At 70.7% G+C, this 17,999-nt stretch carries 16 protein-coding genes; 6 read left to right on the forward strand and 10 right to left on the reverse strand.

The genetic code is table 11. The features are described from left to right. Positions 1–16: 16 nt before the first annotated feature. Genes ACVK00_RS15310 through cobU form a run of 4 tightly spaced genes read right to left on the reverse strand, consistent with a single transcriptional unit; the run spans position 17 to position 3,450 of the window. The gene (locus tag ACVK00_RS15310) at positions 17–943 is read right to left on the reverse strand and encodes a cobalamin-binding protein (protein ID WP_284896472.1); all 927 of its coding nucleotides are present in this window, start codon (positions 941–943) and stop codon (positions 17–19) included. Then, positions 940–1,959, reverse strand: coding sequence for a threonine-phosphate decarboxylase CobD (cobD, locus tag ACVK00_RS15315; RefSeq protein ID WP_284896469.1), 1,020 nt, complete (start codon positions 1,957–1,959; stop codon positions 940–942). Before cobD ends, ACVK00_RS15310 begins: the two co-directional genes overlap by 4 nt. Further along, entirely contained in the window at positions 1,952–2,896 is a 945-nt protein-coding gene (cbiB, locus tag ACVK00_RS15320; protein WP_284896466.1) for an adenosylcobinamide-phosphate synthase CbiB, read from the reverse strand. The genes cobD and cbiB overlap by 8 nt, the downstream gene beginning before the upstream one ends. Then, positions 2,890–3,450, reverse strand: coding sequence for a bifunctional adenosylcobinamide kinase/adenosylcobinamide-phosphate guanylyltransferase (gene cobU / locus ACVK00_RS15325; RefSeq protein ID WP_284896463.1), 561 nt, complete (start codon positions 3,448–3,450; stop codon positions 2,890–2,892). Before cobU ends, cbiB begins: the two co-directional genes overlap by 7 nt. A gap of 75 nt (positions 3,451–3,525) precedes the next feature. Between cobU and ACVK00_RS15330 the strand changes: the two genes are divergently transcribed. From ACVK00_RS15330 to ACVK00_RS15345, 4 genes are all read left to right on the forward strand, one after another. After that, a complete protein-coding gene (locus ACVK00_RS15330) occupies positions 3,526–5,028 on the forward strand; it encodes a cobyric acid synthase (protein ID WP_284896460.1) in 1,503 nt (500 codons plus the stop codon). A gap of 92 nt (positions 5,029–5,120) precedes the next feature. Then, positions 5,121–5,261 (forward strand): hypothetical protein, encoded by a 141-nt coding sequence (locus ACVK00_RS15335; protein ID WP_166488180.1) that lies wholly within the window; start codon positions 5,121–5,123, stop codon positions 5,259–5,261. A 164-nt stretch (positions 5,262–5,425) separates the two neighbouring features. Next, complete coding sequence (locus tag ACVK00_RS15340) at positions 5,426–5,839, forward strand: DoxX family protein (RefSeq protein WP_124827279.1); 414 nt, start codon at positions 5,426–5,428, stop codon at positions 5,837–5,839. Between the two features lie 125 nt (positions 5,840–5,964). Continuing rightward, positions 5,965–6,624: a ParA family protein gene (locus tag ACVK00_RS15345; protein WP_011657659.1), complete on the forward strand. Its 660-nt coding sequence runs from the start codon at positions 5,965–5,967 to the stop codon at positions 6,622–6,624. 194 nt (positions 6,625–6,818) lie between these two features. Here the strand turns inward: ACVK00_RS15345 and panD are convergent, their stop codons facing one another. From panD to ACVK00_RS15365, 4 genes are all read right to left on the reverse strand, one after another. Beyond that, positions 6,819–7,205, reverse strand: coding sequence for an aspartate 1-decarboxylase (panD, locus tag ACVK00_RS15350; RefSeq protein ID WP_006754524.1), 387 nt, complete (start codon positions 7,203–7,205; stop codon positions 6,819–6,821). A gap of 41 nt (positions 7,206–7,246) precedes the next feature. Then, positions 7,247–8,086 (reverse strand): pantoate--beta-alanine ligase, encoded by an 840-nt coding sequence (gene panC / locus ACVK00_RS15355; protein ID WP_228905206.1) that lies wholly within the window; start codon positions 8,084–8,086, stop codon positions 7,247–7,249. A gap of 260 nt (positions 8,087–8,346) precedes the next feature. After that, positions 8,347–9,219: a segregation and condensation protein A gene (locus ACVK00_RS15360; protein ID WP_166726286.1), complete on the reverse strand. Its 873-nt coding sequence runs from the start codon at positions 9,217–9,219 to the stop codon at positions 8,347–8,349. Between the two features lie 4 nt (positions 9,220–9,223). Beyond that, positions 9,224–9,412, reverse strand: a complete 189-nt coding sequence (locus tag ACVK00_RS15365; protein WP_166726287.1) for a DUF3460 family protein — start codon at positions 9,410–9,412, stop codon at positions 9,224–9,226. 264 nt (positions 9,413–9,676) lie between these two features. Between ACVK00_RS15365 and ACVK00_RS15370 the strand changes: the two genes are divergently transcribed. Together ACVK00_RS15370 and ACVK00_RS15375 are read left to right on the forward strand one after the other, a co-directional pair. Further along, the gene (locus ACVK00_RS15370; protein ID WP_284896449.1) at positions 9,677–11,503 is read left to right on the forward strand and encodes an autotransporter assembly complex protein TamA; all 1,827 of its coding nucleotides are present in this window, start codon (positions 9,677–9,679) and stop codon (positions 11,501–11,503) included. Positions 11,504–11,531: 28 nt separating this feature from the next. Further along, on the forward strand, positions 11,532–15,617 hold the full coding sequence (locus ACVK00_RS15375) for a translocation/assembly module TamB domain-containing protein (protein ID WP_284896447.1): 4,086 nt from the start codon (positions 11,532–11,534) through the stop codon (positions 15,615–15,617). A gap of 24 nt (positions 15,618–15,641) precedes the next feature. Here ACVK00_RS15375 and ACVK00_RS15380 read toward each other — a convergent pair whose 3' ends face one another. Next, positions 15,642–16,781 carry a DNA methyltransferase gene (locus ACVK00_RS15380; protein WP_284896445.1) on the reverse strand — a complete coding sequence of 380 codons (1,140 nt, stop codon included), beginning with the start codon at positions 16,779–16,781 and terminating at the stop codon, positions 15,642–15,644. Continuing rightward, positions 16,765–17,973, reverse strand: a complete 1,209-nt coding sequence (locus ACVK00_RS15385; protein ID WP_284896442.1) for a radical SAM protein — start codon at positions 17,971–17,973, stop codon at positions 16,765–16,767. The genes ACVK00_RS15380 and ACVK00_RS15385 overlap by 17 nt, the downstream gene beginning before the upstream one ends. Positions 17,974–17,999 lie beyond the last annotated feature (26 nt).

Here is a 17,999-nt window from a genome sequence, read left to right on the forward strand (position 1 = left end):
GCTTCGAAACCCGGAATCAGTGCGCCGGCCGCCGCGCCCGCGCGGCGTCGAGATCCTCGCACAGCGCGGCCGCGCCTTGCGCGATCCGCGGTGACGGCCGGGTCAGCAGATCGCCGTCGATCGCGAACAGGTTGTTGCGCGCCACGGCTGTCAGCGCGGGCCATGCGCGCCAGCGCGCGAGGCTCGGCAGCGGCGCGTCCGAGCGCGTCGCGCCCGCGCTCGTCGTCACGATCGCTTCCGGATTGGCCGCGAGCACGGCCTCGTCGGTGACGCTCGGCGCGAGCGGCTTCAGCGCCGCGAACACGTTGCGGCCGCCGCACAGCGCAATGACGTCGTTGAACAAGTGCGCGCCGTTGAGCGTCGTCAGCGGCCGGTCCCATACCTGGAAGAACATCGTGACGGGGGCGCGCGCCGCGTAGCGTGCGCGCAGTGCCGCGATGTCGCGCGAGAACGATGCCGCGGCCGCGTCGGCGACCGGTGCCGTGCCGAGCAGCGTACCGAGCTGGCGCAGGGACGTCGCCACGTCGTCGAGGCGCTTCGGTTCGCTGAAGAACAGCGGGATGTGCAGCGCCCGCAGCGCATCGGTCTGCCGTTCGGCATTGCCGTGCCGCCAGACGACGATCAGGTCCGGCTTCAGCGCGGCGATCCGCTCGAGATCGAGCGCCTTGTTGTCGCCGACGCGCGGCACGGCCTGCGCGGCGGGCGGATAGTCGCTGTACGTGACCGTGCCGACCAGCTTCGCGCCGCCGCCGGCCGCGTAGACCAGTTCGGTCGCATGCGGCGCGAGACTGATCACGCGTTGCGCCGGGGCGGGCAGCGTGACGGTATTGCCGGCATCGTCGCGGGCCGTGACGTCGGCGTGCGCGACGGGCGCGTGCGCGAGCGCGACCAGCGTCGCGAGCGGCGGCAGCCGGCGCGACAGGCCCAACAGACGAGCGTTCATGCGGATACCTGTTGCAGCGTCGGGACGCACTCCGCGAGCGCACCGGCGACGCGCCGCCATTCGGCTTCGCAGCCCGGCAGGCCGACGCGCACGCTCGACGGTTGCGCGAAGTGCCGCGTCCAGATTCCGCGCGCGGCGAGCGCCGCATGCAGCGCGCCGGCGCGCGGGTCGTCGGTCCAGCTGAAGAGCGGTGTCGCGTGCACCGCGAAGCCGTGCATGCGCAACAGCGTGGCGAGTCGTTCGCCGTCGGTCGCGAGCCGTTCGCGCGCGGCCGCCTGCCATGCGCGATCGGCGAACGCGGCGGTGACCGCGTGACGCGCGGGGCCGCTGACGGTCCATGCGCCGAGCACGTCGCGCAGCGCGGCGACCAGGTCGGGATGCGCGAGCACGAAGCCCGCGCGAATGCCGGCGAGCCCGAAGAACTTGCCGACCGAGCGCAGCACGACCAGACCCTGACGATCGGTGTACTGCGCGAGCGATGGCGTGGCGCCCGTATCCGCGAAGGCCTCGTCGACGATCAGCGTGCCGCCGCGTGCCGACAGCTGCGCATGCCAGCCGAGCAGCCGTTCGGCCGGCACGCATTCGGCGGTCGGATTATTCGGATTCCCGACGATGACGTGACGCACCGTTGCAGGCAACACGTTCGTGTCGATGTCGAACGGTACGACGCGATGGCCGTGGCGCGCGAAGGCAGGCGCGTATTCGCCATACGCGAGTGCGGCGACGCCGGCGTCGCCGGTTGGCAGCAGCGCGGGCAACGCGCGGATCGCGGCCTGGCTGCCGGCGACCGGCAGCACGTGCGCGGCATCGGGCGCGTGATAGTAGCCGGCCGCGCACGCGGCGAGCGCATCGCCGTCGTCGGGCAGCCGGCGCCAGGCGTCGGCCGGGACCGGCGGCACCGGATAGCCGACCGGATTGATGCCGGTCGACAGGTCGAGCCAGTCGTCGTGCGGAATGCCGTGGCGGCGCGCGGCTTCGTGCAGGTTGCCGCCGTGCGGGATGCGTGCGTCAGACATGATGGGTAGCGAGGATGAGGGCGCCGCTCGCGACGAGCAGCGCGAGCCACAGCGCGAGCGTGCGCGTGACGAGCGACAGCGCGGCGACGACGTGCACGGCCGTCGCGCTCGCGCCGGTGCCGAGCGCGGGACGGTCTTCGATTTCGCCGTGATAGACGGCCGGGCCGCCGAGCTGCACGTTCAGGCTGCCGGCGCCTGCGGCCATCACGGGGCCCGCGTTCGGGCTGTCCCAGTGGCGTGCCTGCGTGCGCCAGCAGCGCCACGCGGCGGCCGTGTCGCCGAGCAGCGCGTAGCTCGCGGCGGTGAGGCGTGCGGGAATCCAGTTGAGCGCATCGTCGAGGCGCGCGGCGGCCCAGCCGAAGGTCAGGAAGCGCGGCGTGCGGTACCCCCACATCGCGTCGAGCGTGTTCGCGAGCCGGAACAGCAGCGCGCCGGGGCCGCCCGCGACGACGAACCAGAAGAGCGCGCCGAAGATTGCGTCGTTGCCGTTCTCGAGCGCCGATTCGACGGCCGCGCGCGACAGCGCACCTTCGTCGGCTTCGCTGGTGTCGCGTGACACGATGCGCGCGGTCAGCGCGCGTGCGGCGTCGAGATCGTGCCGCAGCAGCGCGGCGGCGATCGGTGCGACGTGGTCCGCGAGGCTTTTCGCGCCGAGCGCGAACCACAGCAGCGCGACGTGCAGCGCGGCCGCGAGCGGCCAGGGCAGCACGGCCACGAGCCACGCGGCGAGGGCAACCGGCGGCACCACCGCCGCGACCCATGCGGCGACGCCGACCACGCGGCCGCGCCGGCCCGTGTTCAGCGCGGCTTCGATGCGGCTGGCGAGCCGGCCGAACGCGACGAGCGGATGCCAGCCGGCCGGTTCGCCGACGATGCGATCGACGATCACGGCCGCGACCGCGAGCATCGCGACGACGGGCAGCGACAGCATCAGCATGACGGCGCTCCGGCCTTGAGCTCCAGCGGCAGCCCGGCCACCAGCAGCGTCACGCGTGTCGCGAGCGCGGCGATGCGCTGGTTCAGGCGCCCGAGCTCGTCGACGTAGCGGCGCGTGACCGACCCGAGCGGCACGACGCCGAGCCCGATTTCATTGCTGACGACGATTACCTTCGCGCGTGCGTTGCGCAATGCGTGTTCGAGCCGGTCGACCTGCGCCGCGTACTGCGCGTCGTCGAGCGGTTCGCCGTCGAGCGGGCACAGCAGGTTCGTGAGCCACAGCGTCAGGCAGTCGACGAGCAGGCACGCGCGCGGATCGTCGAGCCGCGCGAGCGTGCCGGCGAGGTCGACGGGCGCGTCGGCGAAGCCCCAGTCGGCCGGCCGGCGCGCGCGGTGATGCGCGATGCGCCGTTCGAACTCGGCATCGGCGGCGCTCGCGGTTGCGGTCGCGATATAGGTGACGGAGCGGCCGCTGTCGGCGGCGAGCCGCTCGGCGTGCGCGCTCTTGCCCGAGCGCGCGCCGCCGAGGACGAAGGTGAGGTCGTGCGGAATCATCGCGTGATTGTAACGGCGCGCGCGCGGCGGCGCGGGCGATAATGCGGCCTTTGCTTCGCCACGACCTTGCACACGATGAATGCACCCGAACCGCCGCCGCGCGGCACGTTGATGATCCAGGGCACGACGTCCGACGCGGGCAAGAGCACGCTCGTCGCGGGCCTGTGCCGCCTCGCGCGCCGCGCGGGCGCGCGCGTCGCGCCGTTCAAGCCGCAGAACATGGCGCTGAACAGCGCGGTGACGGCCGACGGCGGCGAGATCGGCCGCGCGCAGGCGCTGCAGGCGCTCGCCGCGGGCGTGGCGCCCCATACCGATTTCAACCCGGTGCTGCTGAAGCCGACGAGCGATCGCGGCGCGCAGGTGATCATTCACGGCAAGGCGCGCATGAACCTCGATGCGCGTGCGTACCACGACTACAAGCCGGTCGCGTTCGACGCGGTGCTCGCATCGTACGCGCGGCTGCGCGCCGGCTACGACACGGTGCTCGTCGAAGGCGCGGGCAGCCCGGCCGAGATCAACCTGCGCGAAGGCGATATCGCGAACATGGGCTTCGCCGAACGCGTGGACTGCCCGGTCGTGCTCGTGGCCGACATCGATCGCGGCGGCGTATTCGCGCACCTGGTCGGCACGCTCGCGTGCCTGTCGGACAGCGAGCGCGCGCGCGTGCGTGGTTTCGTCATCAACCGCTTTCGCGGCGACATCAAGCTGCTCGAACCGGGCCTCGACTGGCTGCGCGCGCAGACGGGCAAGCCGGTGTTCGGCGTGTTGCCGTACCTGCACGGGCTGCTGCTCGACGCCGAGGACATGCTGCCGTCGCAGGCACGCAGCGCCGCCGCGCGCGGCGACGCCGGCGTGCTGCGCGTGGTGGTGCCCGCGCTGCCGCGGATCAGCAACCACACCGATTTCGATCCGCTGCGCGCGCATCCGCAGGTCGAGTTCACGTACTGGAAGAGCGGCCCGGTGCCGGACGCCGACCTGCTGATCCTGCCCGGCTCGAAGAGCGTGCAGCGCGATCTCGCGTGGCTGCGCGACGCGGGCTGGGACGCGGTGATCCGCCGGCACCTGCGCTATGGCGGCAAGGTGATCGGCATCTGCGGCGGGATGCAGATGCTCGGCCGCACGCTCGACGATCCGCTGGGCCTCGAGGGCACGCCCGGTAGCGTGCCGGGGCTCGGGCTGCTCGACTTCGACACGACGCTGCAGCCGGACAAGACGCTGAAGAACGTGACCGGGCATCTCGCGCTGCCCGGCGCGGCCGCCGTGCACGGCTACGAGATCCACATGGGCGACACGCGCGGGCCCGCGCTCGCGGCACCCGCGCTGGCGCTGGCGGCGGGCGACGCACCGGGCGGCGTACGCACGGACGGCGCGGTGTCGGCCGACGGGCAGATCCTCGCGACCTACGTGCACGGGCTGTTCGACGCGCCTGACGGGTGCGCGGCACTGCTCGCGTGGGCCGGGCTCGACGGCGCGGAACGCATCGACTATCCGGCGCTGCGCGAAGCGTCGCTGGAGCGGCTGGCCGATTCGTTCGCCGAGCATCTCGACCTGCGCGCACTGTACGCCGAGTTCCGCTGACGCACGGCGCGGCGCGGCGCGGCCGGCCTGGCATTTTGCGCAGAATCGCGTACAACTCAGGTGGGCGGAGGTCCGCCCGAAGGAGCGCGACGATGAAGGCTCGATGGTGGTTGAGCGTGCTGCTCGCGGCGCTGCTGGGCGCGTCGGCGCTTGCGCACGCGTGCGACTCGTACACACCGGGCGGCGGTTCGACCGGCTCGGGCGACGCCGCACAAGGCAAGAGCGGCGGCTGACAGGCGTATCGGAGACAGGACGTCAGGGCATGATCGGTCATGCCCTTTTTTATGGCCCGATTCGTTCTCAATAGGAATCAATTAAAGCCTTGGCGCGTGTTTATCGGCCGAATCGATTCGAATAGAGTGCAATCCATTCTCAGCCACTCACGAAGGAATTCGCCATGAACCCCAATCGCCTGAACGATCTCGGCGCGACGCTGCTGCGTGTCGCACTCGGCGTGCTGTATCTCGCGCACGTCGCGCAAAAGGTGTTCGTCTTCACGCTGCCCGGCACCGCTCAGTTCTTCGCGTCGATCGGCCTGCCGGGCTGGCTCGCGTACGTGACGACGTTCGTCGAACTGGCCGGCGGCCTCGCGCTGCTCGCGGGTTTCCGCGTGCGCATCGCCGCGCTCGTGCTGCTGCCGTTCATGCTCGGCGCGGTGTCCGCGCATCTGCCGAACGGCTGGAGCTTCGCGTCGCCCAACGGCGGCTGGGAATACCCGGCGTTCTGGGCCGTCACGCTGGCCGTGCAGGCGCTGCTGGGCGGTGGCGCGTTCGCGCTCGGCGCACCGCGCGCCGCAACGCGGACCGCATAAACGGGGCGGGCATCGGCGCGACCCGTTCCGGTGATACCCCGTTTGCCGATATCATCGCTCCCTGTATCCGCAATCGAGCGGCGCCTGCAAGGCGGCAGGCGCCGCGCGGCTTTTTGGGGGAATTCATGACGGTCATCGTGGTGGCGAATCCGAAGGGCGGCGTGGGGAAGAGCACGCTGTCCACCAATCTTGCCGGCTATTTCGCGGCGCAGGGCGCATGGGTCGCGCTCGCCGATCTCGATCGGCAGCAGTCCGCGCATGCGTGGCTCGACCTGCGGCCGGCCGGCCTGCCGGCGATCGAGGCGTGGGAGCTCGATCCGGACGCGCCGTCGAAGCCGCCGCGCGGCCTCGAATATGCGGTGATCGACACGCCGGCCGGCCTGCACGGCAACCGGCTCAGCGTCGCGCTGCAGCTCGCCGACAAGGTGATCGTGCCGCTGCAGCCGTCGATGTTCGATATCCTCGCGACCCAGCAGTTTCTGGAGCGCCTCGCCGGCGAGAAGGCCGTGCGCAAGGGCAGCGTCGAGGTCGGGATCGTCGGGATGCGGGTCGACGCGCGCACGCGCTCGTCCGACCAGCTGCATCGTTTCGTCGAGGGGCTCGGGCTGCCGGTGCTCGGCTACGTGCGCGACACGCAGAACTACGTGCAGATCGCCGCGCACGGCCTGACGCTGTGGGACGTCGCGAAGAGCCGCGTCGAGAAGGATCTCGAGCAGTGGCGGCCGATCGTCGAATGGGCCGAGCGCCGCGCGCCGAAAGCGGAGAAGGTCGGCAAGGCATCCTGACCGCACCGGCCGAGCCCGGAGCGAACCGACGGCGGTGGACCGGCGGCGATCCGGTCAATGACGAAGGGCCTGATCCGGCATCGCGCCGGATCAGGCCCTTCGTACGTATACGGCTGCACGACACCGGCCGCCACGGCGCGCGCGGCGCCGCGACCGCGACCCGACGTGTCGCGACACGCCGGCGGCCGCCTGGCTCAGGTCCAGTTCTGGGTCGGCACGTGATCGCGGTGGCCCTTGATCTTGTTGCCTTCGTCGATGAACACGAGCTTCGGCTTCCAGCCGGCCTGCAGCTCGGCTTCGTCGACCATCGCGAACGCCGCGATGATCACGAGGTCGCCGAGCTGGGCGCGGCGCGCGGCCGAGCCGTTCAGCGAGATCATCCCGCTGCCGCGCTCGCCCTTGATCGCATACGTCGAGAAGCGCTCGCCGTTGTTGATGTTCCAGATGTCGATCCGTTCGTTTTCGACGAGGTTCGCCGCTTCGAGCAGGTCTTCGTCGATCGCGCACGAGCCTTCGTAATGCAGCTCGCAGTGCGTGACGGCCGCGCGGTGGATCTTCGATTTGAGCATGTGGCGCTGCATGGTATCTCCGTGATGCGTGAGAGGCGAGGGCGGGCGGCCCGTCAGATTTCCAGGTTGTCGATCAGGCGCGTCGCGCCGAGCTTCGCGGCCGCGAGCACGACGAGCGGCTCGCCGGCTTCGAGCTCGGCGGCGCTCGGCGCGATCAGGTTCGCGCGGCGGCGGATCGAGATGTAGTCGGGCGCCCAGCCGCGCTCGGCCAGGTGCGTGCACGCGGTCTGCTCGAGCTTGCCGAGGTCGCGTTCGCCGCCGAGCACGCCGTCGCGCACGCGCTGAAGTGTTTTCGCGAGTTCGGGCGCTTCCTTGCGCTCGTCGGTCGTCAGATAGCGGTTGCGCGACGACAGCGCGAGGCCGTCCTCGTCGCGCACGGTCTCGGCCGCGATGATGTCGACCGGCAGCGCGAGCTGCTGGCACATCCGGCGCACGATCATCAGCTGCTGGTAGTCCTTCTTGCCGAACACGGCGACGCGCGGCTGTACGCAGGACATCAGCTTCGTGACGACCGTGCACACGCCGGCGAAGAAACCCGGGCGGAACTCGCCCTCGAGGATCCCGCCGAGGTCGTCGGGCGGCAGCACGCGATACTCCTGCGGCTCCGGATACATGTCGCGCTCGGTCGGCGCGAACAGCACGTAGACGTTTTCCTTCTGCAGCTTCTCGATGTCGTCCAGCAGCGTGCGCGGATATTTGTCGAAATCCTCGTTCGGGCCGAACTGCAGCCGGTTGACGAAGATGCTCGCCACGACCGGGTCGCCGTGCTGGCGCGCGAGGCGCATCAGCGACAGGTGACCTTCGTGCAGGTTGCCCATCGTCGGCACGAACGCCGTGCGGTTCTGGCCGCGCAACTGGTCGCGCAGTTCCTGGATCGAGCTGATGACTTTCATGATCGGGTAGCGGGTTCCTCGCGCATGCGCGCGTTGGCGCCGCAACAGCGGCGTCGGGGTCGAAGCGGAGAACGCCGGCGCGCGGGCGGCGCATCGGGCGTCGGCGGATTGTAGAGGATTTGGCCGCCGGGTGCATCGAAAAAAGTACGGTCGTTCACTTTTTGGCCGGGCGTGCCGCTGGCCGGCCGCCCGGGCGGGGCCCGGCGGCGCAATGCGGTGTGTGGCGGTGTGCGGGGACGACGCGGGCGCGGGGGCGCCCCTTAGGCGGGCAGGTAAGCGAGGCGCACGTAGATCGGCGCGAACGGTTCGGCCTGCGTGATCTCGAGGAGCGACTCGCGCGCGAGCTCGAGCATCGCGATGAAGTTCACGACGACGACCGGCACGCCGCGCGACGTGTCGAACAGGTCGGCGAACTCCATGAAGCGCGCATTCTGCAGCCGGCGCAGGATCAGGCTCATGTGTTCGCGCACCGACAGTTCCTCGCGGGAGATCTTGTGGTGCTGGACGAGCTTCGCGCGCTTGAGCACGTCGGCCCACGCGGCGCGCAGGTCGTTCGAATCGACGTCCGGGAAGCGCGGCGTGGTGCTCTGCTCGATGTAGACCTCGGCGCGCAGGAAGTCGCGGCCGAGCTGCGGCAACTGGTCGAGGCGCTGCGCGGCAAGTTTCATCTGCTCGTACTCGAGCAGGCGGCGCACGAGTTCCGCGCGCGGATCCTCGGCTTCCTCGCCGGTGTCGGCCTTCTTGACCGGCAGCAGCATCCGCGACTTGATCTCGATCAGCATCGCGGCCATCAGCAGGTATTCGGCGGCCAGCTCGAGGTTCGACGTGCGGATCTGGTCGACATAACCCAGATACTGCGCGGTGACCTGCGCCATCGGGATGTCGAGCACGTTGAAGTTCTGCTTGCGGATCAGGTACAGCAGCAGGTCGAGCGGGCCTTCGAACGTCTCGAGGAAGATCTCGAGCGCATCGGGCGGGATGTAGAGATCCTGCGGCAGCTTGAAGAGCGGCTCGCCGTACAGGCGTGCGAACGCCGCGACGCCATCTACCGTGTCGGGCGTCGAATCGGCGCCCGCGGGCGCGGCGACCGCGTCGTCCTGCCGGGCGGCGCTGGCCTCGTCGGCGGCGCTCACGTCGTCAGAAGTTCTGGTAGTAGACGTAGGACGTTTGCTTCACGCGCGATTCCTGCTGCTCTTCGCGCTCGTCGAGGTCGATCGGCTGCTTGTCCCACAGCAGGGAGCGGCCCTTGCGTTGCTCGGCTTCGAGCGTCGGCTTCTGTTGCTTGAGCTGATTCAGGAATTGCGTGACGTCGGACTGGTACGGCATGGCTTGGCTTTCCGTTTCGGGCGGCGCACGATGCGCCGGATTCTCGATGGCGGGATTTTACCGCATCGCGGGGAACAGCCGGCGGCAATCGCGCGTCGAATCCGCTGGCCGGCGAGTGCGGCGCGGCTGGCCGGGCATGACTGGCCGGGCGCGCGCGTCGTTGCGCGCAAGCGTCAAAGCGGCGCCCGCGCGGGCAGGGCCGCTGCCCTGTGGTCAAATACAGGGCTTTCCACGAAACCATGACAACCGAGGGCGAGGTCATATTTGGCGGGTCAGGCGAACCAGCAAGCATATCCGGCGCATGAGGCGGGGCCGCGCGCGGCCCGTCACGCGGGTGATCGCGCACGGCGCGGCGTCGGTGCCGCGGCCCGGGCCGCCCTCGTGGGCTGTCTCGCCGCGTGCGTCGTATTGCCGGCCTACGCAAAGTACGACGTCGACATCGACGCGCCGCGCTCGATCCGCAAGCTCCTCAAGGCCCATCTCGACATTGCGCGCTTCGCGAAGCGCGACGACATCAGCGACGACCAGTTCGACTTCCTCGTGACCGCCACGCCGCAGCAGGTTCGCGACCTGGCCGCGACGGCCGGCTATTTTTCGCCGGTCGTGCGCACCGACGTGCGCACGCGCGACGGCAAGCGCGACGTCCGTGTCGCCGTCGATCCGGGGCCGCAGACCGTCGTGTCGACGGTCGACCTGACGTTCAAGGGGCCCGTCGACACCGAGGATCCGAAGCAGGAGACCGCGACCCGCTTCGCGTTCTCGCTGAAGCCCGGCGATCCATTCACGCAGTCCGACTGGGACACCGCAAAGGGCGAGGCGCTCAAGCAATTGCAGTCGCGCCGCTACCTGGGCGCGAAAATCACGTCGTCGGAGGCGCGCATCGATCCGCGCACGCAGCGCGCGACGCTGGCCGTCGCGTTCGACAGCGGCCCGACATTTACGATTGGCAAGGTTGACGTCGACGGCGTGCGCCGCTATCCGGAGAAGATCGTCACGAACGTCAACCCGCTGTCCGAAGGCGAGATCTACGACGCACGGCGGATCACCGAGCTGCAGCGGCAACTGCAGAACACGCCGTACTACGCGAGTGTCGCGATCGACGTCGGCGACGATACGTCGAAGCCCGAGCTCACGCCCGTGCACGTGAAGGTCAGCGAGTTCCCGTACAACAACATTCGCGGCGGCGTCGGCTACGCGACCGACACGGGCCCGCACGTGCAGGGCTCGTACACGTACCTCGACACGTTCGGCGCCGCGTGGCCGTTCACCGTGTCGGGCCGGGTCGACCAGATCCAGCAGTACGGCCAGGTGCAGCTGTCGATGCCGCCCGGCGAGAAGGGGTGGACCAACAGCGTGCTCGCGTCGTACACGAACACCAACGTGTCGGACACGCGCATCTACAGCGCGCGGATCGGCGCGCAGCGTACGCGCACCGGCCAGTTCATCGACTACGCGTACTCGCTGATGTACTACCAGGACCGGCTCGACCAGAACGGCGCGGGCCCGACTACGAGCCGCGCGCTGGTGCCGCAGTGGTCATGGACGCGCCGCAACGTCGACGATCCGCTGTTCCCGCGCTCGGGCAACCTGATCCACGCGGAGGCCGGCTTCGCGATCAAGGGCGTGCTGACCGACCAGACCTTCATCCGCGGTTACGCGCGCGGCCAGCAGTACGTGCCGGTCGGCAAGCGCGACCTGTTCGTGTTCCGCGCGGAGCTCGGCGGCGTGTTCACGAGCGGCAGCTCGACCGGCGTGCCGGCGTCGCTGCTGTTCCGCGCGGGCGGCTCGAACTCGGTGCGCGGCTACGGTTACCAGAGCATCGGCAACAGCGTCGCCGGCTCCGTGCTGCCGACCAAGTACCTGATGACGGGCACCGCCGAATACCAGCACTGGTTCAACCGCGACTGGGGCGCCGCGACGTTCTTCGACATCGGCACCGCGACCGATGCGTGGGGCGAGAAGGTGTTCTATCCGGGTGTCGGCATCGGCGCGCGCTGGCGCAGCCCGGTCGGCCCGATCAACGTCGACGTCGCGTACGGGCTGCGCAACCACAGCGTGCGCCCGTACCTGACGCTCGGCATCGCTTTCTGACCTTATTGCCCGATCCACGACGAACCGCATGACGAAGGACCCGAACGACACGCCGCCGCCTCACGATCCGGATTCGCCCGAGCGCGTGCCCGCCGCGCCGCCGCGCGCACCGCGCCGCACGCGGGCGGGCCGGATCGTCGGGTGGACGCTCGCGACGGTCGTGCTGCTCGTCGTGCTGGCGGTCGGGCTCGTGCTGGCCGCCGCGACGACCGAGCGCGGCACGCGGCTCGCATGGCAGACGGCCGTGCGCGTGCTGGGCGCTCGGCTGACGGGCACGCTGGAAGGCGGCGCGCTCGCGACCGGCGTGCGGCTGCGCGGCTTCGCGTGGACGAGCCCCGGCGGCGCCGGCACCGAAGTGCGGATCGATCGGCTCGAGGGCCGCTGGGCGCTGACCCGCGCGCCGTGGCGGCTGTCGGTCGCGTACCTGCGCGCGGGCACGATCGACGTGCGGATCGTGCCGGGGCCGTCGACACCGGCCACGACACCGCAGGACCTGAGCCTGCCGCTGCAGGTGCGGATCGACGACCTGCGCGTCGATCACCTGGCGATCCACGAAGGCGGCTCGACGACGCAGCTCGACCATCTCGCGCTGAACGGCCGCAGCGACGGCCGTCACCATGAACTCGCGCTCGACGGCGTCGACACGCCGTACGGCGCGCTCACCGCGCGCGCGAAGCTCGACGGCGTGAAGCCGTTCGCGCTGACGGGCAACGCGACCTACGTGGGCAAGCTCGCCGACGAACCGATCAACGCGAGCGCGAACGTATCGGGTTCGCTCGAGGCGCTGGTCGCCGACGTCGCCGCGAGCGGGATGAAGCTGAACGGGCGCGCGCACGTCGAGGCCGCGCCGTTCGGCGCGGTGCCGCTCACGCGGGCGTCGATCGCGTTCGAGCACGTGAACCCGCAGGCGATTTCGCCGGGGGCGCCGGCCGCTGATCTCGCGGTGCGCGCGGAGCTGGCGCCCGTGACCGCGCCGGCCGGCGCCGCACCGGCGAAGGGCTTCGCGGTGACGGGCCCGGTGTCGATCGTCAACGCGAAGCCCGGCTTGCTCGGCGAGCACCTGCTGCCGGTCGTCGACGCGTATGCGACCGTGAATCTCGACGCGCATGCGCAGCGGATCGACGGCCTCGCGCTGAAGCTGATCCGCGATGGCAGCGTGACCGGCAGCGGCACGCTGACGGGCGGCAAGGGCCGCTTCGACCTGCAGGTCGCGAATCTCGACCTCAATGCATTCGTCGCCCAATTGCGGCCGATGCGCCTCGGCGGCCCGCTCGGCGTGACGCTCGCGGGCGACGTGACGACCGTCGACTTCAACCTGAACGATCCGAAGCTCGCGCTCGGCGCGCGTGCGAAGGTCGCGCTGACGGCGCAACAGACGGTGCTGACCGATGCGCGCGTGACGGCTGGCAAGGGCCGTATCGACCTGACGGGCGTGTTCCGCCACGACGCGCATTCGAGCTACGACGCGAAGGCGACGCTGACAGCGTTCGATCCGCTGCTGCTCGCCGCGATGAATGCGCCGGGCGCGGCTGGCGGCAAGCCGGCTGCAAAGGCGGCTGCAAAGCCGGCAAAGACGGCCAACGTGGCCAAAGCGACAACCAAGGCGCCGGCCAAGCACGGCGAGACGCGCGTATCGGGCACGCTGACGGCCTCCGGCGCGTTCGCGCCGCAGGTGTCGACAAAGGCGACCTTCAAGCTCGGCGACAGCCTGTACGACGGCGTGCCGCTGACCGGCGCCGGCGTCGTGCAACTGGTCGGCACGCGGATTCTGCCGAGCAACGCGACCCTGTCGATCGCGGGCAACCATGTCGACCTGCGCGGCAGCTTCGGCGCGCCGGGCGACCGGCTGCGCTTCGTCGTCGACGCGCCGGAGCTCGACCGGCTCGGCTTCGGCATGCAGGGGCTCGTGCAGGCCCAGGGCGACCTGACCGGCAGCTTCGCGCATCCGAACGTGACGGCCACCTACAAGGCCCAGCACGTCGTGGTCGGCTCGAACCGGATCGGCGCCGCGCAGGGCCACGCCGACATCCGCGACGGCGCGCACGGCGCGCTCGTGTTCACGGCCGACGCGACCGATATCGCGCTCGGCTCGCTGCAATTGAAATCGCTGCGCGCGAACCTCGACGGCACGCGCGCGAAGCACACGCTCGATGCGTCAGCGATGGGGATCGCCGACGGCCGCGTGATCAACCTGACGCTCGCGGCGAACGGCGCCGTGGTCGAGAACCGCGACGGGATGCGCTGGGACGGCACCGTCACGCGCCTCGCGAACCGCGGCACGCCGGCGCTCGCGCTGCAGGCGCCGCTCACCGTATCGGCCGGCGCCGGCCGCGTGACGCTCGGCGCGACGCGGCTCACGCTCGAAGGCGCGGCGATCGACCTGAAGTCGTTCGTGTTCGATCGCGGCCAGATGCGCTCCGCAGGCTCCGTGCGCGATGCATCGGTCGCGCGTTTCTTCGAGATCCGCCAGGTGCTGACGGGCCAGCGGCCGCCGGTGCGCACCGACGTCGTGCTCGATGCCGACTGGGACTTCTCGCTCGGCGCGAATGCAACGGGCCACGTGCAGGTGAAGCGGCGCGGCGGCGACGTGACGATCGAGAGCGGGCGCGGCATCGCATCGCTCGGGTTGACCGACCTGTCCGCGCGCGCGAGCTTCGTCCCCGGCAACCGGCTCAACGTGGTGGCGCTCGCGAAGGCGAACCGGATCGGCTCGCTCGCCGCGAACGTCACCGTGCCGTTCGCGCTGCGCGACGGCGTGTTCGGCGTCGTCGACGACGGCCCGCTGTCGGGCCGCATCGACGCCGACATCCCGTCGCTGAAGGCGACCGGCAACCTGTTCGGGCCGAGCTACCTGCTCGGCGGCCGTGCGGCGCTGAACCTGACGATCGCGGGCACGCCGGTAAAGCCGAACGTGTCGGGGATGCTGACGGGCGACGATCTGTCCGCGACGCTCGTCGACCAGGGTGTGCAGCTGAAGGACGGCATCGTGCGCGTGAAGCTCGCGGAGAACCTCGTCGAATTCCAGCAGGTCGAGTTCCACGGTGGCGACGGCACGCTGCGCGCGATCGGCCGCGTGCGTCTCGACGGCGAGGCGCCGGACCTGACCGCGAGCATCGTCGCGGACAAGCTCGAGCTGTTCGCGGCGCCGGATCGCAAGCTGTCGCTGTCGGGCAAGGCGACCGTCGCGAACGACGGGCCGCGCGGCGCGCTGTCGATCGACGGCAAGTTCGTCGTCGACCGCGCGCTGTTCGACCTGCCGGAGAACGGGGCGCCGCATCTGTCCGACGACGTCGTGATCGTGCGCCCGGACGGCACGGTGCGCGGTGACGTGCAGACGGGCACCGCGGTCGCGAAGCCGCAGAAGGTCGACGAAAAGCCGGCGCCGTCGCTCGCGCCGCGCGCCAACATCGACATCGGCCTGGGCAACAACTTCCGCTTCAGGGGCCACGGCGCGGACCTCGGGCTGCGCGGCACGATCACCGTGATGAGCGCGCCGGGCGTGCCGCTGCGCGCGGTCGGCAACGTGCGCGTGACGGAAGGGTCGACCTATACGTCGTTCGGCCGCAAGCTCGCGGTCGAGAACGGTTTCTTCACGTTCAACGGCCCGGTGTCGAATCCGGGCATCAACATCCTCGCGATGCGGCGCAACCAGGAGGTCGAGGCCGGCGTGCAGGTCATCGGCACGATCCAGTCGCCGACGGTCAAGCTCGTGTCCGAGCCGAACGTCACCGACAACGAGAAGCTGTCGTGGCTGCTGTTCGGTCACGGCACCGACCAGGGCAACAACGTCGGCCAGCAGAATGCGATGACCGCCGCGCTTGCGCTGCTCGGCAGCGCGACCGGCAAGCGGGTCGCGCAGAGCATCGGTCTCGACGAATTCTCGATCGGCCGCAGCGATGTCGGCCTGACCGATTCGCAGGTCGTGCAGATCTCGAAGGCGATCAACGAGCGCTTCGTGCTCGGCTACGAGCAAGGGCTGCAATCGGCGAGCAACGCGTTCAAGGCGACGATCAACCTGACGCGCTTCTGGTCGGTGTCCGCGTATGGCGGCACGTTCCAGGGCGTCGACCTGAACTACACGCGGCGCTTCGATCGCTGGTTCAGCCAGCGGTGATCAAGGGGCGCGCTCCGGGCCCGCTCAGCCCGACGCGCCCGGCCTCGGGTTGGCGCGCATGCATGCGTCGAAGTCTTCCCGCGTAGCGGCGACCGTCACGTCGACCTGCAGCCAGCGGCCGCGTGCATCGATCCGCCGCGCGCGGAAGTAGTGGCGGTATTGCAGCGCGGCGGCCGCCACCGGCGGCGTCACCCGCGCATTCCACGATTCGATCGAGAAGCCGTCGGCGTCGAGCCATTGCAGCAGCCGCGACAGGTTCGCATCGTCGGGCGGCACGACGAGGTCGACGTCGTTCAGCAGCGCATCGGCGGCGGCATCGTCCGCTGCCGCCGCGAGCCGTCGCGCGAAGCCGCCGATCACCGCGAACGCGAAACCGGCGCGCGTCAGCGCGGCAACCAGCGCGCGGGCCGCGTCGGCGTCGCTCGCGAGCGGCGCCTTGCGGCACACGAGCGCGTATTCATGCGTGCGGTCGGTGGCGCCGGCGCCGTGCGGCGCGGGACCGTCGGCGCGCTCGTAGATCAGCACGCGTTCCTCGTGCAACACGAAGCGCTCGCCGAGCAGCCGCGCGACATCCCATGCAAGCGGCACGAACCGGCCGCCGACCCGCAGGTTCTGCGCCATCGCGATGCACCAGCCGCCGGGTTCGAGCAGCGCATGCACGCCGGCGAACACGTTGCGCATCCGTTCGAGATACGGCGCATAGCAATCGACGCCGTACAGTTGCCCGTCGCGCGCGCTGTCGGGCAGCCCGGCGCAGCCGAAGTACGGCACGCTCGTCAGGCACAGCGTGAACGGGCCGCCGGCGCGGCGTGCCGCGGCCTGCGTCGCGTCGCTCGACAGGTCGCCGGCCAGCACGGGGTAGCGGGCGGCTGGCGCGCCCGTGCGCGCGAGTCGTTCGCGTGCGAAGGCGACGCGCGTCGGGTCGATCTCGACGCCGAGCGCCGGCACGCCGCATCGCGCGGCCGCGACGAGCGTCGTGCCGAAGCCGCCGAACGGATCGACGATCCAGCCGCCCGGCGTCGCGTGGCTGCCGATGAACGGCACCATCTGCTCGACCCAGCCGCAATCGCGCGCGGCAAACGCATCCCGCGCGCGCAGGTCGGCGGGCAGGGTGGTGTCGGCGGCCTCGTCGGTCAGGCGCAGCCAGCTAGTCACGGCGGTCATCGTTGCTCCACAGGATGTCGCGCGCCGGATGCCAGCCGGCGCACAGGTTGCCGTTCGGGTGGAACACGAGCTTGTACACGGCGTCGCGCAACTCGTGCTCGCGCATCGCGCCGTAGTCGGAGGTCTCGAACACGACCTCGAAGCCGTCGCGATGCGTCCAGCGCGCATTCCAGAAGTAGTAGCCGCCCGTCAGCGCGATCGGTTCGTACTGCGCGGAAAACGCGGCGTCCGCCGCGCAGGCAAGCAGCAGCGCGTCGATCGGAACCCGCGTGCGGTCGATGTAGCGCCGCGTCGCGTTGTGCCGATAGGTGTCGGGCAGCGCGGAGAACTCGCGGAAGATCACCGCGCGGGCGCCGAGCGCACGTGCGTGGGCCAGGTAGCGGAGCACGTCCGCCGGCGTCTCGATGCCGCCGCGCTGCACGATGCAGACGAGCTTGACCGGGAAGTGCTCGCGCGCGGCGGCAAATGCCGTTTCGAATGCGTGCTGGTGCATCACGTGCCGGCCGGGCCGAAAGCGCATGATCGACTGGTTCACGTCGTCGCGGTCGTGATGACGCGACCATTCGAGCCAGGACAGCCCGAAGTCCGCGAGGGCCGGCAGCAGCGCGTCGCCGTGTTCGACGAGCCCGGCGCCGTTCGTGTACAGCACGCTGCCGGTCGCGTCCGGACCGTCGTCGCCGGCCGTGCCGAGCGTTGTGACGAGCGACAGCAGCCAGCGCGGATCGTCCGTGTTCTCGAGCCCGGACAGCGAGTACGACAGCGGCACGCCGCGCAGGGCCCGCAGCGCACGCCGCAGCGTGTCGAAATAGTCGGCCGGCGGGCGCAGGCCTGCCGCGACCGGGCCCGACGCGGTTTCGTCGACCAGCGTTTCCGAGCAGAACCGGCAGCGTGCGGAGCAGGGCTGCGCCGCGGCGTACGGCGTGAACGTGAGCGGCTGCGCGAAGCGGATCGTTCGGCCGGCAACGGTATGGACATGCCAGCGGCGGCTGTCGTCGGCGGGCGGCTCGCGCAACGCGAGCCAGGCGAAGCGCCGGGCGAGCGTGTCGAACGCGCGGCTGCGTGCGACGAGCGGCGCGACGGCGTTGGCGTGCGCGATCGGCACGAGCGGAATCGTGATCGGGGCGCGGGCACGGCTCGGGCGCGGCGAAGCACGCGTGCGTTCCGCTGGCGGGGCGTCGGAAGTGTGTGTCATGTCGTTGTTCTGGGGCGAGGCCCGCC

It is taken from the genome of Burkholderia sp. PvR073 (assembly GCF_054055695.1).

Excerpts from the sequence above, each read along its gene's own strand:
- ACVK00_RS15310 (WP_284896472.1), bottom strand. The coding sequence starts at position 943 with ATGAACGCTCGTCTGTTGGGCCTGTCGCGCCGGCTGCCGCCGCTCGCG.
- cobD (WP_284896469.1), bottom strand. The coding sequence starts at position 1,959 with ATGTCTGACGCACGCATCCCGCACGGCGGCAACCTGCACGAAGCCGCG.
- cbiB (WP_284896466.1), bottom strand. The coding sequence starts at position 2,896 with ATGCTGATGCTGTCGCTGCCCGTCGTCGCGATGCTCGCGGTCGCGGCC.
- cobU (WP_284896463.1), bottom strand. The coding sequence starts at position 3,450 with ATGATTCCGCACGACCTCACCTTCGTCCTCGGCGGCGCGCGCTCGGGC.
- ACVK00_RS15330 (WP_284896460.1), top strand. The coding sequence starts at position 3,526 with ATGAATGCACCCGAACCGCCGCCGCGCGGCACGTTGATGATCCAGGGC.
- ACVK00_RS15335 (WP_166488180.1), top strand. The coding sequence starts at position 5,121 with ATGAAGGCTCGATGGTGGTTGAGCGTGCTGCTCGCGGCGCTGCTGGGC.
- ACVK00_RS15340 (WP_124827279.1), top strand. The coding sequence starts at position 5,426 with ATGAACCCCAATCGCCTGAACGATCTCGGCGCGACGCTGCTGCGTGTC.
- ACVK00_RS15345 (WP_011657659.1), top strand. The coding sequence starts at position 5,965 with ATGACGGTCATCGTGGTGGCGAATCCGAAGGGCGGCGTGGGGAAGAGC.
- panD (WP_006754524.1), bottom strand. The coding sequence starts at position 7,205 with ATGCAGCGCCACATGCTCAAATCGAAGATCCACCGCGCGGCCGTCACG.
- panC (WP_228905206.1), bottom strand. The coding sequence starts at position 8,086 with ATGAAAGTCATCAGCTCGATCCAGGAACTGCGCGACCAGTTGCGCGGC.
- ACVK00_RS15365 (WP_166726287.1), bottom strand. The coding sequence starts at position 9,412 with ATGCCGTACCAGTCCGACGTCACGCAATTCCTGAATCAGCTCAAGCAA.
- ACVK00_RS15375 (WP_284896447.1), top strand. The coding sequence starts at position 11,532 with ATGACGAAGGACCCGAACGACACGCCGCCGCCTCACGATCCGGATTCG.
- ACVK00_RS15380 (WP_284896445.1), bottom strand. The coding sequence starts at position 16,781 with ATGACCGCCGTGACTAGCTGGCTGCGCCTGACCGACGAGGCCGCCGAC.
- ACVK00_RS15385 (WP_284896442.1), bottom strand. The coding sequence starts at position 17,973 with ATGACACACACTTCCGACGCCCCGCCAGCGGAACGCACGCGTGCTTCG.